Here is a 14,574-nt window from a genome sequence, read left to right on the forward strand (position 1 = left end):
CCATGAGCCTGCTGCAAATTGCCCACCTTAACGTGCTTTTCCACCGCCAGAACGTCCAGGCGGTAAACGACGTCTCCCTGACCATTGCCCCCGGCGAAGTGCTGGCGCTGGCGGGGGAATCCGGTTCCGGTAAAAGCGTCACCGCCGCCGCCATTCTCGGCCTGCTGCCCGCAGACCAGGTGACACTGGGCGGCAGCATCACCTTCGACGGCCAGCCGCTGCTGCACCAGTCGACGGCACAGCTTAACCGCCTGCGCGGCCACGATATTGCGATGGTGTTTCAGAACTCGCTCTCCACCCTCGATCCCTCGTGGCGAGTGGGCAAACAGCTTCAGCACAATCTGCGTCGTCTGCACCCGGCGCTGGGGCGACGCGCCCTGCGCGAAGAGGCGATCGCCTGGCTGGTGCGCATGAAAATCCGCCAGCCTGAGCAGGTGATGGCGCTCTATCCGCACCAGCTCTCCGGCGGGATGCGCCAGCGTATTCTGATTGCGCTCGCCGCCATGTGCCGCCCGCGCCTGCTGATTGCCGATGAACCCACCACCGCCCTCGACGCGACCGTACAGCGCGAGGTCCTCCAGTTGCTCAAAGAGCTGTGCCAGCAGCAGCAAATGGCGCTGTTGATCATCACCCACGATTTCGGCGTGGTGGCGGCCTTAAGCGATCGCGTTGCGGTGATGCAGCATGGGCGCATCGTTGAGCAGGCCGCCACAGCAGAACTTATTGCCGCACCACAGCATCCCTATACCCAATCGCTGCTGGCGGCGGTGCCGTGGCCGAATATCTCACCGGTCGCCGCGCGACTCGTTGACGGCGCGCCGCTGCTGCAAACCCGCGCGCTGGGTAAAGATTTCTGGCGACGCGAGCCGCAGGGCTGGTGGCCGAAAAAGGTGCCGGTGACGGCGGTAGACAACGTCAATCTGCGTATCCAGCGCGGTGAAATTGTCGGCATTATCGGCGAGTCCGGCTCCGGAAAATCAACCCTCGCGCGGCTGCTGGCGCAGTTGATCCCCGCCGATCGTGGCGAGATACAGTTTGCTGGCGAGCCGGTGCGAACGGCAGATCCGCAGAGCGTCGCCGCCCTGCGTCGTCAGCTGCAATGCGTATTCCAGGACAGCCTGGCGTCGTTCAACCCGCGCCTGACGCTGGAAGAGCAACTGGTGCGCCCGCAGTTTCGTCTCGGCATCACCACACAGCGCTCGCAGGCGGTGGCCAGCGCCCAGTCGCTGTTTAGCGAAGTGGGGCTGGACGTCGGGCTGCTGCAACGCTACCCGCACCAGCTCTCCGGCGGCCAACGCCAGCGCGCCAATATCGCCCGCGCGCTGGCGGTGAATCCGCATTTTCTGCTGCTCGACGAACCCACCTCGGCGCTGGATCTCACGGTGCAGGCGCAGGTGATGACCCTGCTCACCCGTATGCATCAACAGCACGCCCTGACCTGCCTGTTTATCAGCCACAACCTGGCGCTGGTGGCCCAGTTTTGCCAGCGCATTGTGGTGATGGCCCACGGCGAAGTCGTCGACGATTTCCCCCGCCACGCGCTGTATGCCACCGAGCGCCACCCGCTCACCCGTCAGCTGCTGGCCGCCAATTATCTGCTGCCACCGGGCGAGACAGAGACGGCCTTAAAACGATTTGCCTGACCAGTTTAATAAGGACACACCATGACAACCGCGAAAAAACAACTGTTATTCAATGGCTTTATGATGAACGTCGTTGGCCACGTCTCCGCCGGGCTGTGGCGACACCCCGACGACCGCGCCAGCGAGTACACCACGCTCGACTACTGGCTGCACATTGCGCGCCTGCTGGATGACGCCGGATTCGATGCGATGTTTATTGCCGACGCGCTGGGGCAGATTGACGTCTACCAGGGCAAACCGGACGCCGCGCTGCGAACCGCCGCGCAGTCGCCGGTCAACGACCCGCTGCTGCTGGTCTCGGCGATGGCCGCCGCCACCCGTCAGCTCGGTTTTGGCATTACCGTCTCCACCACCTACGAACATCCTTACCTGCTGGCCCGTAAGTTCACCACTCTCGATCACCTGACCAAAGGCCGGGTGGCGTGGAACATTGTGACCTCGGTACTGGAGTCCGCCGCGCGAAACCTCGGGCTGGAAAAACAGATGGACCACGACGAACGCTACGAGCGGGCGCAGGAGTTTCTGGAGGTCACCTACAAACTGTGGGAAGGCTCATGGGAAGACGATGCGGTACGACGCGACCGCGAGGCAGGCGTGTATACCGACCCGGCCAAAGTTCACCCGATTCGCCATCAGGGACGCTGGTTTACCGTGCCGGATGCCCACTTGGCCGAGCCCAGCCCGCAGCGCACGCCGGTGCTGTTCCAGGCCGGCACCTCGGATCGCGGACGGCTGTTCGCCGCGCAGAACGCCGAAGTGGTGTTCCTTGGCGGCACCACGCCGCAGTCCATTGCGCAGAATATCGACAAAATTCGTACCCAGGCGCACGAGCAGGGCCGTGCCGCCGACGCCATTCGTTTTATCACCGCCATCAGCGTGGTGGTGGATGAAGACGACGCCAAAGCCCACGCAAAATTCCAGGACTACCTCAGCTACGCCAGCCAGGAGGCGGCGCTGGCGCTGTTCTCCGCGTGGACCGGGGTGGACTGGTCCGGCTGGTCGCTGGACGCGCCGCTCAAATATATCGAAACCAACGCCAGCCGTTCCGCGCTGGCCGGGCTGACGCGCATCGACGCCGAGCGTCAGTGGACGGTGGGCGATATCAGCAACTATATCGGCATCGGCGGCATTCACCCAACGCTGGTGGGCAGCCCGCAGAGCGTCGCCGACCAGCTGGAAGCCTTCGCCGACGCTTCCGGCGTGGACGGCTTCAACCTCGCCTACGCCATCAGCCCCGGCAGCTTTGAAGATTTTGTCCGCTGGGTGGTGCCGGAGCTGCAGGCGCGAGGCCGCATGCGCCGCGCCGATGGTTCATCCCTGACCCTGCGCGAACGCCTGCAGGGCAACGGGCAACGGCGGCTGCGTGACGATCACCCCGGCACGCGTTTCCGCCAGCTGAGCGAGAGCTATATCCAGGAGGCGCCATGAGCATTCATCTGCACTGGTATCTGCCGACCAACGGCGACAGCCGGGGGATCGTCGGCGCGGGCGACGACTCCCAACATATCAGCGGCATCGGCGGGCAGTTCCGCCCCGCAACGCTCGATTATCTGGTGGATATCGCCCGCAGCGCCGAACGTCTGGGCTTTGAGGGCGTGCTGACGCCGACGGGCAGCTGGTGCGAAGACGCGTGGCTCAGCACCATGGCCATCAGCCAGCACACCGAACGGCTGAAATTTATCGTCGCCTTCCGCCCGGGCTTTATTTCACCGACGTTGGCCGCCCATCAGGCCGCCAGCTTCCAGCGGCTGACCGAAGGTCGATTGATGATCAACATCGTCACCGGCGGCGATCCGGTTGAACAACGTCGCTACGGCGACCGACTGGATCACGATCAACGCTACGCCCGCAGCGGCGAGTTCATTGCCGCGTTTAAAGGCGTCAGCCATGCCAGAAATAGCGGCCAGCCGTTCGATTTTCACGGCGAGCACTATCAGCTGGAGCAGGCCACCCTACTGCCGTCGCCGTGGCCCGTACCGCCGGTGTTCTTTGGCGGTTCCAGCCCGGCGGCCCAGCAGGTCGCCGCCGCTCAGGCCGACACCTGGATTAGCTGGGGCGAGCCGCCGGAGCAGGTTGCGCCGCAGCTGGAAACCGTGCGCGCGCTGGCCGCCGCCCAGGGGCGCACGCCGAGCTTTGGCATTCGCTTTCACGTTATCAGCCGCGATACCGAGGAGGAGGCCTGGCGCGAAGCCGCACGCCTGCTCAACGGCATTACCCCGGAGCGTATTCACAGCGCCCAGTCGCTGTTGGGGCGTACCGAATCGGTCGGGCAAAAGCGCATGAGCGCGCTGCTGGAAGATATTCAGGCCGAGCAGGTCAATCCGGAAAACGTCCGTCTGCTGGAGGTCGCCCCTAATATCTGGAGCGGCTATGCGCTGGTGCGCGGCGGCGTGGGAACCGCCATCGTCGGCAGCCACCAGCAGGTGGCGGAGAAAATCCAGGCCTTCCACGCGCTGGGCATCGAGCACTTTATTTTATCCGGCCAGCCGCATCTTGAAGAGGCTTACTGGTTCGCCGAGGGCGCAGGCGCCCTGCTACGCCGCAGCGGACTGCTGCATTCATCACATCAACCATAAAAAAACATCGCACCTAAGAGAGGAACTATGAGCCACGCTCAGGACATTTATGCCGGACTTAACCACCAGGAATTCGCCCACTGGAAAGCGGTGGCGCAGGAAGTCGCGGACCGCCTTTACGCCACCTTGCTGGAGCGCGATCGTGCCAACCAGCATCCGTTTGAAGAGATCGACTGGCTGCGCCAGAGCGGCCTGCTCAAATTAGCGGTGCCGAAATCACTGGGCGGCGGCGGCGCGAATCTGGTGCAGGCGCTGGAGATTGGCCGCATTATCTCCGCAGCCGACGGCTCCCTCGGCCAGTTGATTACCTATCACTACTCCAACGGCGTCTGGAGCTACATTCTCGGCAACCGCGAGCAGTGGGAATTTATCGCCCGCGGCGTGGCGGAAAAAGGCTGGTTCCAGTCGAGCATCAGCAACCCGCGTGACCCGCGTCTGCAACTGGAATGGGATGGCAGCGACCTGTACGTCACCGGACGCCGTACCTTCGCCACCGGAGCCGCCGTTTCGCAGGTGATGACCATCGCCGTATGGGTGGGCGATGAACTGGTGCAGTATCAGGTCACCGCCGACCAGCCGGGCATTACCTTTAACGATGACTGGGACAACCTCGGCCAGCGCCTCACCGCCAGCGGTACGCTGGAGTTCAACCGCCTGCGTCTGCAGGAGAAAGATCGCCTCACCGGGCTGGAGGAGAAGCCGCACAGCGCGCTGCTGCGCAACGCCCTGCGTAACCAGTTCAGCCAGCTGATCTTCGTTCACTTCTACCTCGGCATTGCCGAAGGCGCGCTGAAACAAGCCGCCGCCTACTTCCGCGACACCGTCCGCCCGTGGCCGGAGTCCGGCGTGGAGAGCGCGCTGCAGGATCCCTATCACCGGCTGAAGGCGGGGGAACTCTCTTCCGACCTCGCCGCCGGGATCGCGCTGGCGGAAAAAACCGCCTACGCCTTCCAGGACGCTTTCCACGCGGGCGACGATCTCAGCGAAACCCAGTGGGGCGAGCTGGCGCTGTTAACCGACCAGGCCAAGGTGATTGCCAACAACGTGGCGCTGAAAATCAGCAACGAAATCTATGAGCTGACCGGCGGGCGCTCCACCAGCAATCAATACGGGCTGGACGTCTTCTGGCGCAACGTGCGCACCCATACGCTGCACGACCCGGTGGCCTACCGGACGCGCGAAGTGGGCGACTACGTGCTGAGCGGCAAGCTGCCTACGCCGCGCGTCTACGCGCCGCCGAAACGCTAAGGACGTCACGATGCCGGAGATTCGGACTCTTCATGACCCCGCCGAGCTGCTTGCCGCCGCAACGCTGTTTCGCCAGGCGATGTTCGGCCTGCCGGGAGGCGTTACGCCGGTCGATGGCTGGGCCGAGCGCTACGTGGTGCCGGGGCGCGTTTACGCCGCGTCGCTCGACGGGCAACTGGCGGGCACCAGCAACAGCTTTCCCGGCGAACTGACGCTGCCGGGCGGCCAGCGCGTGCCACATGCCGCCGTCACTCACGTTGGCGTACTGCCGCACTTCAGCCGTCGCGGCGTGCTGCGGGCGCTCTTCAGCCAACAGTTGGCGGATCTCTATCGGCAGGGCGTCGCCGTCGCCACGCTGCGCGCCTCGCAGGGCACGATTTATGGGCGCTTCGGCTTCGGTATCGCCACCGCGATTCAGGATCTGCGTCTTGATAAACGTGAACTGCCGTCGCTGCCTGCGGCGGAGGGCGACATTCGTCTGCTGCCCGCCACGAATGCCTGGGAGGCGCAGCAAGCCATCGTCGCTCGCTTTCCACACCCTCACGCCGGCACGTTGACCCGCTGGCCGCAGTGGTGGGCGCTCCAGCAGCATCGCCTGGCGCACAGCAGCCTGAACCATTATGTCGCGCTGGCGCTGAAGGACGGCGAGGCGCAGGGTTTTGTCCGTTATCACGCGAAGCCGGACGACAACTGGCTCTACAGCACCGAGCGCACGCTGGTGGTTGACGATCTGCACGCCGCCGATCCCCAGCTTGCCGCGCAGCTGCTCGGCTATCTGCTTCAGCTGGATATCGCGCGCTATATCGAACTGCCGCACCGCCCGGTGGATGACCCGCTCCCGCTACTGCTGGCCAACCCGCGCGCGGTCCAGCAAACGGGGCGCATCGACGAGAGCTGGCTACGGATCATCAACGTCGAGCAGACGCTTAACGCCCGACGCTACGCGAGCGGCGAAGCGGTCACGCTGGCAATTGACGATCCGCTGCTGGCGGAAAACTACGGCGTCTGGCGGCTATCGTCGGACGGCATTCAGCGCAGCGCGAGCCGACCGGATATCACGCTGGGAATCGACGCGCTCGCCATGCTGCTGCTTGGCGAATACACCGCGCAGCAGCTCGCCGCCGCCCGCCGCCTTCAACCGCACCATTCACAGGCCGCCGCGCGTTTAACGTGCCTGCTGGCCTGTCATGAACATCCCTGGTCGGGGATCTTCTTCTAACTTTTTCGGGAGATTTTTTGATGCACAGCATTCGTTGGCCCCTAGCGGGCCAGGCACTTTTCGTCGCGCTGGTCACCGGCGCGATGGTTCCGGCATTCGCCGAAGAAGCCGCCCCACAGCCCGGCGGCACCTTAAAAATCGCCTCATTGCAGCCGGACCTCGACGCCTTCGATCCGCTGACCGGCTACTCGGTTGATTCGTGGGAGATTCTACGCGCGGTCACCCGCCAGCTGGTCACCTACCCCGGCTCGCCACAGAGCCTGAAGGACGACACCACGCTGGTGGGCGATCTGGCAAAATCATGGGACGTCAGCGCCGACGGTAAAACCTATACCTTCCACCTGCGCGACGGCATTCGCTACGCGGGGCCAACCACGCGGCCCATTGTGGCGAAGGACTTCGTCTACGCCATTAAGCGTTTCTGCGACCCCAACAAACAGGTGGCGGCGGTCAACTACTTCAACCTCGCGTTCTCCGGATTTGCCGACTATTGCCAGGCCTTCAGTAAGGTGGCAACCGGCGATCTGGCCGCCAGCAAGGCCTTTATCGACAGCCATGAGATTGCAGGCGTCAGCGCGCCGGACGATAAAACCCTGGTCCTGCGGTCTGACAGCAAGAACTATGACTTCCTCAACATTCTGTCGATGAACTTCGTCACCCCGCTGCCGGAAGAGGTGGCCTCGCGCTACTTCCCGGACTCGCAGGAGTTCCGTAAAAACTTCCCGTCCAGCGGGCCGTACGAAGTCGCCAGCTATGTGAGCGGCCAGAAGCTGCTGCTGACGAAGGTCAAAGACTACAACCACGCGGAAGACCCGGCGCGTAAAGCGTGGGTTGACGCCATCGAAGTGAGCTTCACCGGCAATAACGAAGACAGCGTGATGCAGCGTATTCAGGCCGGCGATGCCGACCTGTCGCTGTACCTCGACGTCCCGCCACAGGCCGCGGTACGCCAGTATCTGGTGCAGAAAAGCCCGTATCTGCATGCCGCCAACAGCGGCGCGGCAAACTTTATCGCCATCAACGCCCAGCCGCAGGCCAAAAGCGCGGGTGCCACCGCACTGCGCGACCTGCGCGTCCGCCAGGCGTTAGCCTACGCGGTGAACAAGGCGCACCTGGTACAGGCGCAGGGCGGGAAAATTGCCGCCCTGCCGCTGGGGCAGATTATCACCAGCACCCTGCTCGGCCATGAGCCGTTCGATCCCTATGCCACCCCTGATAGCAAAGGCGACCCGGAAAAAGCCAAAGCGCTATTGAAAGAGGCCGGGCTGGCTGATGGGCTGGCGTTGGATCTGGTTTATCGCGCCAATAACCAGTTCAGCACGCTGGCGGTGATCCTCAAAGAAGATCTGGCGCGCGCGGGCATTCGCCTGAACCTGATCCCGGTGCCGCCGCCGCAGTTTATGGCCTATCTGCAAAGCCCGGAAAACCGTTGGGATCTGGCGCTCGGCCAGACCTCGCCGGACTGGCAGGGCCCGGCGACGCGCATGCTGCTCGGCGGCTGGCTGAACTCAGACGCCTCACCGTGCGGGCGCGGCAACGTGTATGCCATCTGCTATAGCAACCCCAAACTGAACCAGCTGGCGAAACAGGCCTACAGCTCGGATAACCCCGGCCCTATCTGGCAAGAAGCCGACCGTCTGGTCTCCGCCGACCTGCCGTGGATCCCGCTGTTTGAGAAACGGCGCATCGCGGTGACCTCCGAGCGCGTGACCCACTGGACGTGGTCCTCTCTCGCCACGCAGGCCGATATCACCAATATTGCGTTGAAGCCTTAAGGGGGCGTGATGCCATTACTCAATGTACGCGGCTTAACGATTAGCCTTGACCCGCACAGCACGCTGGTCAACGGCGTCAGTTTTCACGTCGAACCGGGTGAAACGCTGGCGGTAGTGGGTGAATCCGGGTCCGGGAAAAGCCTCAGCCTGCTGGCGGTGCTGGGCCTGCAGCCGACGGCGATGCGCGTGCAGGGAGAGATTGTCTTTAACGACCAGCCGCTGCACGCCTTTACCCCGGAACAGAAGCGTCAGCTGCGCGGCGCGCAAATTGGCTATGTGTCGCAGGATCCGCTCAGCAACCTGCACCCGCTGAAAAGCGTCGGGCGACAGATCGAAGAGGCGATTCTCGCTCACCGCCGCGTGGGGCGTAAAGCCCTGCGCGAGCAGGTGCTGGCGCTGCTGACGGAGGTGGGCATTGCCGATGCCGCCCGCCGCTATCACGAGCGTCCGGCAAAGTTCTCCGGCGGCCAGCGCCAGCGGGTGATGATCGCCATCGCCATTGCGCTGAATCCCGCGCTGATTATCGCCGATGAGCCCACTACCGCGCTGGACGCCACCGTTCAGGCGTCGATTCTGCGCCTGTTAAAACGGCTTCAGCAGCAGCACGGCTGCGCGCTGGTGTTTATCAGCCATAACCTGCGGGTGGTTGCCGATATTGCCGACCGGATCGTGGTCATGCAGCACGGTCGCGTGGTTGAACAGGGGGCCACGCGCGCGCTGTTCGATACGCCGCAGCACGACTACACCCGCTCGCTGCTGCAGGCGGGCTGGCATCCACGCGCGCCCTCGCCGTTTAGCCACGGCGAGGCGACGCCGCTACTCGAGGTGCGTCAGGTTTCGCGCCGCTTCGTAAAACCCTCGCTGTTCTTGTCGGGGAAAGCCGCCGCGCCGGTGCTGAATGACGTGAACTTCCGTTTGCACGAGGGAGAGATCCTGGGGCTGGTCGGCGAGTCCGGATCGGGGAAAAGCACGCTGGGGCGCATTGTCGTCGGGCTGGACGCTCCGGACAGCGGTACGTTGACGCTGTCAGGCCAGCCGTGGCGAGATCCGGGAAACCGCCATCCGGATCGCCACGCGGTGCAGATGGTGTTTCAGGATCCCTACAGCAGCCTGAATCCACGACGACGCGTCGACGACACGCTGGCGCAGCCGCTACAGCTCACTGCCCTGCGCGAACGCGGCCGGCTGCTGTCATCGACGGCGCTACGGGCGGCGATTGACGATCTGCTGGCGCAGGTGGAACTCCCCGCGGCCACCGCCTCGCGCTACCCGTCGCAGCTCTCCGGCGGCCAGCGTCAACGGGTGGTGATTGCCCGCGCGCTGGCAATGAAACCGAAACTGATCGTTGCCGACGAGGCGGTGTCGGCGCTGGACATCACCACGCAGCACCGCATCATCCAGCTGTTCACCCGTCTGCGCAGCCGCTACGGGCTGTCGCTGCTGTTTATTTCCCACGATCTCGACGCGGTGGCGGCGCTGTGCGACCGCGTACTGGTGCTCCAGGCGGGGCAAATCATCGAGCAAGGCAGTACCGAACAGATCTTCCAGCGGCCGCAGCAGGCGTGGACCCGGCAGCTGCTGGCGGCCATTCCCGGCGCCGCCTACCGTTTTAGTGAGGAGGTCGGCTATGAGCCAGCCGTTGCTCTCTGAGCCATTCACCCTCGTACCGTCGTCGTTCTGGCAACGGTTATGGCGAGAACCGAGCGCCCGCCGCGGGCTGGTGATTGTCGCGCTAATGGTTTTAGCCGCGCTGGCCGCGCCGCTGGTTGCGGCATGGCTCGGTCACGGCGAAACCGAGCAGTTTCGCGACAGCGCCCTGTCGGATATGGGGATTCCGCTGGGGCCAACGGCGGCGTTCCCGCTGGGCGCGGACGATAATGGCCGCGATGTGCTGGTGCGCACGCTGTACGGCACCCGCATTTCGCTGCTGATCGCCGTGCCCGCCACCACGCTGGCAATGGTGATTGGTCTGTTCGTCGGGCTGATTGGCGGCTATCGCGGCGGACGCATCGACGCGCTGTGCCAGCAGTTGATCAATCTGGTGCTCTCCTTCCCCTTCGTGGTAACAGCGCTGAGCCTGCTGGCGCTCAACCAGGGCGGTGAGAGCGGGCCGCGCGTCGATCCGCTGTGGGTAGTGATTTTCGTCATCACCTTCTTCTCCTGGGGCTATTTCGCGCGCCTGAGCCGGGGGCTGGTGCTGGATATTCGCCAGCAGGAGTTCGTCGCCGCCGCCACGCTGATGGGAGAAAGCCAGTGGCGCATTCTGTGGCGCGATATCATTCCCGGCGTGCTGCCGACGATGGGCATTTACTGGGCCATCCAGCTGCCGACCAATATTATCGCCGAGGCCACCCTTTCGTTTCTCGGCGTCGGTATTCCGGCCCCCGCCGCCAGCCTGGGCAATATGATTGCCGACGTGCAGCGCTCGGCGATGTATCAGGTGCAGCCGTGGTTTTTAGCCGCTCCCGCGCTGGCGCTGTTTATTACCGTCCTGGGTTTTAACTGCCTGAGCAGCGGCCTGCGTAACGTCCTGGACCCTCATCTGGAGCGCCGATAGTCATGACTTTTTCTACGTTACTGAACACGCTGTTGCGTAGCGCCCTGACGCTGCTGCTGGTGCTCATTGTCGCCTTTGCGCTGACCCGCATCGCCTATCAGGATCCGGCGGTAATGCTGGCGCCGCGCAACGCCACGCCGGAGGCCATCGCCGCTATCGCCCGGGCGCTGCACCTTAACGATCCCTGGTACCAGCAGTTGCGCTATTTCCTGCTGCGCGGACCGGAGATTCAGGGAGCGCCAGTAGGCATGCTGCACTGGCCACCCGCGCTGGGCTACTCGTTCCGCTTCCAGACGCCGGTCACCCAGCTCATTTTGCAAAAAGTGCCGGTGACGCTGTCGCTGGCGCTGGGGGCGCTGGTCATCTGGACGGCGATATCGCTGCTCACCGGCGTGCTGGCCGCGCGCTATCGCGATCGTTTTGTAGACCGTCTGCTGGCATTCTTCGCCTATATTGCGCTGTCGCTGCCCACCTTCCTGAGCGGCATGCTGATTATCTTTTTCCTGTTTTATCAGCTGTCTTTGCACAACCTTAACTGGTTTCCGGCAGGCGGCTATGTCGCCCTGCGCGAAGACCCGTGGCAGTGGGCGCGTCATCTGGCGCTGCCGTGGTTGACGCTGGCGCTGGCAGAGATGGGGATTTTCCAGCGCGTGCTGCGCAGCAGTATGCTGGACGTGCTGCACCGGGACTATATTCGCACCGCGCGGGCTAAGGGCGTCAGCGAGTGGCGAGTTTACTTCGACCATGCGCTGAAGCCGGCCCTCAGCCCGGTGCTGATGCTCACCGGGCTGGAGCTGGCGGCGATTATGGGCGGGGCGATTGTCACGGAGAAGATGTTTGGTCTCGACGGCGTCGGGCGGCTGGCGATTGACGCGGCGCTGGACGGCGATTTTCCGGTGGTGATCGGCACCACCATTTTCGCCGCCTGTGTGTTCATCGTCTGTAATCTGTTAACCGATGTGCTTCACCGACTGTTTTTGCGCAGCCATTAACGAGACATCATCATGCGGTTTTCTGCGCCAGCCACACGGTATGACCGCCGCATTGCGGATCTTCCGCGCGCATCTCAAGAACCGTAAAACCGTGCTCTGCCAGCAGCGCCCGATACGCCTCGGGTGCAAGGCTGGCGTGAAACAGTGGTTCCCCTTCAAACTCGCCCATCGCAATACCGTCGCCGGGGCCGCTGGTGAACATCAGCGCACTGCCGGGATGGCTGTGGCGGGCAAAGACCGCAAACATGGCGCGCTGATCCGCCTGGGTAAGATGGAAAAAACTGTCCCAGGCAATCAGGCCGTCGAAGGTTTCGCCCAGCGCCAGACCGCGCATATCCTGCTGTAGCCAACGCTGCGCAGGAAACTGCGCGCGGGCGTAAGCCAGCATCGCCTCGCTACCGTCGACGCCGGTCACGGCATATTCCCCGGCAATAAAATAGGCCGCGATCGGATCGCCGGTACCACAGCCTATATCCAGAATGCGCCCCGGCTTGCCGACGGCGGCGAGGAATTTATCCAGCCAGCTTTTTTCAAACAACGCGCGCGAACGCAGGCGCACGAAGGCATCGGCGTGACGCTGATAAAGGTTGAGAATTTGCTGCGCGGCTGGATGCTCCATCATGAACCTCATGGCGATGATTGACGAACGTCGAGGTTAGCGAAATCGCATCCAAAAGTCCCGGTCTGCTTTTCGTTCGTGCCTTCTCTTTCCCCGCTCCACGCCAAACAATGTCAGGGCATCTGTACACAATAAAAACGTGGAGAAAACCATGACTGAATTACACGTATCCCCGGACTGGCTGGGCCTGCGCGGCCAGGTGTTTGCCGTCACCGGCGCGGCAAGCGGCATTGGCGAAGCCATCGCCACGGCGCTGGCGCAACAAGGGGCCAACGTCGCCCTGCTCGACGCGCAGCCGCAGCGCGCCGACGCGGTACGCCTGAAGCTTGAACATCTGCCGGGAAAACGGGTGGCGCTGGCCTGCGATGTTAGCCGAGAAGAACAGGTCAAAGAGGCGGCGCAAAGCGTGCGCGCGCTGCTCGGGCCATGCCATGGGCTGGTCAACGCGGCGGGTATTTTACGCCCGGCGGGGCTGGCGGACATCAGCCTTGAGCAGTGGCAAACGCAGCTTAACGTCAACCTGACCGGCTATCTGCTGTGCGCGCGCGAGTTCGCCCACGATATGCGCGCGGCAAAACGCGGCAGCATTGTGCATATTGGTTCAATTTCCGGACGCATTCCCCAGCCGTGGAGCGGCGCCTATAGTCCCGGCAAAGCCGCCGTTGGCCTGCTGTCGCAGCAGATTGCCGTCGAATGGGGGCAGGATGGCATTCGCAGCAATCTGGTGGCGCCGGGGATGATTGAAACCGCGCTGACCGCCGACTACTACGCCCAGCCGGGCGTGCGCGAAAGCCGCGAAGCGTTTACCGCCAGCCAGCGCATTGGCAAGCCGGAAGATATCGCCAACGCGGTGCTGTTCCTGCTGAGTGAAAAATCGAGCTATATCAACGGTGCGGAAATTGGCGTCGACGGCGGCCTGCCGACCATGCTGATGGGCAAACTGCCGCGTCCCGGTTTCACCCGCTAATGACGGGCCTGCCCGGCTACAGCGCGTGGGCAGGCTCAGCGCAGGTTTGCGTCGGTTTATCGCGAAAATCACGCGGTGAAAAGCCCGTACTGCGGCGGAAAAAACGCGAGAAATAGGTGGCGTCGCTGAAACCGAGATAATCGGAAATCTGGCTGACGGTCATGCTGGTGTACAGCAGGCTGCGCTTGGCTTCCAGCAGCAGACGCTGATGCAGTACGCTGAGGGCGCTACAGCCGTGAAACTCGCGACACAGGGTATTGAGATGCACCCCGGACATGCCAATCTGGCTGGCGTAATGCGCCAACGGGAAGTGTTCGCGATAGTGATTTTCCACCAGCTGATTAAAACGGCGTATCGCGGCACGCTTGCGCTCCACTTTATCGCTCACCGCGACCGGCGCGGCGGCCTGGCGATTCAGCCAGACCATCAGCGCGCTGAGCAGCGAATGCAGCATCATATCGCGCGCTTCGTTCTCCGCCTGATACTCCAGCTGTAACGTTTGAAACAGGGTATGAATTTGCTCGCCCGCCTCGCCCACCGGCACGCGGAAAGCCCGGTTCAACACCTGCAACGAGCGGCCAAACTGCTGTTCAAACTGCGCCACCAGCGGCGCGGCCAGCGACAGCGAAAACCCCTGGGTTCCCGGCGAAAAGCGAAAACCGTGAACGCAGAGCGCGGGGATAATCTGCACACAGGTGCCCTCGAACGGCTGGCGAAGGCCTTCGATTTCAATCTCGCCCTGCCCTTGTTGAACGTAGAGGATCTGCACCAGATCGGTGTGCTGATGGGCGCGAATGCTCCAGTCGTAGAGGCTGCTGCGGCTTTGGATCGATTCACAATGCAGGAGATCCGGCGTCGGCCAGTGCCAGCTTTCGCCGTACAGTTTGAAGACCGGGATGCTGTTTGCCAGGTTCATGGTGCCTCCGTGAGTGTGGTGAGCGGTTTTCCCCTCACCCTAACCCTCTCCCCGAAGGGGCG

Annotated in this window: 12 protein-coding genes; 10 read left to right on the forward strand and 2 right to left on the reverse strand. The window is 63.3% G+C overall.

Translation table 11 applies throughout. The annotated features are described in order from the left end of the window. Positions 1–2: 2 nt before the first annotated feature. From ACW14G_RS01900 to ACW14G_RS01940, 9 genes are read left to right on the forward strand one after another with little or no spacing between them, the layout of a single operon-like run. On the forward strand, positions 3–1,643 hold the full coding sequence (locus tag ACW14G_RS01900) for a dipeptide ABC transporter ATP-binding protein (protein ID WP_249022037.1): 1,641 nt from the start codon (positions 3–5) through the stop codon (positions 1,641–1,643). A gap of 21 nt (positions 1,644–1,664) precedes the next feature. Then, entirely contained in the window at positions 1,665–3,071 is a 1,407-nt protein-coding gene (locus ACW14G_RS01905) for an LLM class flavin-dependent oxidoreductase (protein WP_167576235.1), read from the forward strand. Next, positions 3,068–4,219 carry an LLM class flavin-dependent oxidoreductase gene (locus tag ACW14G_RS01910; protein WP_167576236.1) on the forward strand — a complete coding sequence of 384 codons (1,152 nt, stop codon included), beginning with the start codon at positions 3,068–3,070 and terminating at the stop codon, positions 4,217–4,219. Before ACW14G_RS01905 ends, ACW14G_RS01910 begins: the two co-directional genes overlap by 4 nt. Positions 4,220–4,246: 27 nt before the next feature. After that, on the forward strand, positions 4,247–5,467 hold the full coding sequence (locus tag ACW14G_RS01915) for an acyl-CoA dehydrogenase family protein (protein ID WP_249022039.1): 1,221 nt from the start codon (positions 4,247–4,249) through the stop codon (positions 5,465–5,467). A 10-nt stretch (positions 5,468–5,477) separates the two neighbouring features. After that, entirely contained in the window at positions 5,478–6,686 is a 1,209-nt protein-coding gene (locus tag ACW14G_RS01920) for a GNAT family N-acetyltransferase (protein ID WP_419057742.1), read from the forward strand. A 20-nt stretch (positions 6,687–6,706) separates the two neighbouring features. After that, positions 6,707–8,461 carry an ABC transporter substrate-binding protein gene (locus ACW14G_RS01925; RefSeq protein ID WP_249022041.1) on the forward strand — a complete coding sequence of 585 codons (1,755 nt, stop codon included), beginning with the start codon at positions 6,707–6,709 and terminating at the stop codon, positions 8,459–8,461. A gap of 9 nt (positions 8,462–8,470) precedes the next feature. After that, positions 8,471–10,111, forward strand: coding sequence for a dipeptide ABC transporter ATP-binding protein (locus ACW14G_RS01930; RefSeq protein ID WP_249022042.1), 1,641 nt, complete (start codon positions 8,471–8,473; stop codon positions 10,109–10,111). Further along, positions 10,089–11,018 carry an ABC transporter permease gene (locus tag ACW14G_RS01935; protein WP_249022043.1) on the forward strand — a complete coding sequence of 310 codons (930 nt, stop codon included), beginning with the start codon at positions 10,089–10,091 and terminating at the stop codon, positions 11,016–11,018. Before ACW14G_RS01930 ends, ACW14G_RS01935 begins: the two co-directional genes overlap by 23 nt. Before the next feature lie 2 nt (positions 11,019–11,020). Beyond that, positions 11,021–12,010, forward strand: a complete 990-nt coding sequence (locus ACW14G_RS01940) for an ABC transporter permease (protein ID WP_249022044.1) — start codon at positions 11,021–11,023, stop codon at positions 12,008–12,010. Between the two features lie 10 nt (positions 12,011–12,020). Here ACW14G_RS01940 and ACW14G_RS01945 read toward each other — a convergent pair whose 3' ends face one another. Beyond that, positions 12,021–12,629 carry a class I SAM-dependent DNA methyltransferase gene (locus ACW14G_RS01945; RefSeq protein WP_249023339.1) on the reverse strand — a complete coding sequence of 203 codons (609 nt, stop codon included), beginning with the start codon at positions 12,627–12,629 and terminating at the stop codon, positions 12,021–12,023. A gap of 151 nt (positions 12,630–12,780) precedes the next feature. On the opposite strand from ACW14G_RS01945, the gene ACW14G_RS01950 reads away from it, so the two are divergent. After that, a complete protein-coding gene (locus tag ACW14G_RS01950; RefSeq protein ID WP_167576243.1) occupies positions 12,781–13,596 on the forward strand; it encodes an SDR family NAD(P)-dependent oxidoreductase in 816 nt (271 codons plus the stop codon). Between the two features lie 16 nt (positions 13,597–13,612). Here ACW14G_RS01950 and ACW14G_RS01955 read toward each other — a convergent pair whose 3' ends face one another. Further along, complete coding sequence (locus ACW14G_RS01955; protein WP_249022045.1) at positions 13,613–14,512, reverse strand: helix-turn-helix domain-containing protein; 900 nt, start codon at positions 14,510–14,512, stop codon at positions 13,613–13,615. Between the last annotated feature and the right edge of the window lie 62 nt (positions 14,513–14,574).

It is taken from the genome of Kluyvera sp., assembly GCF_965301105.1.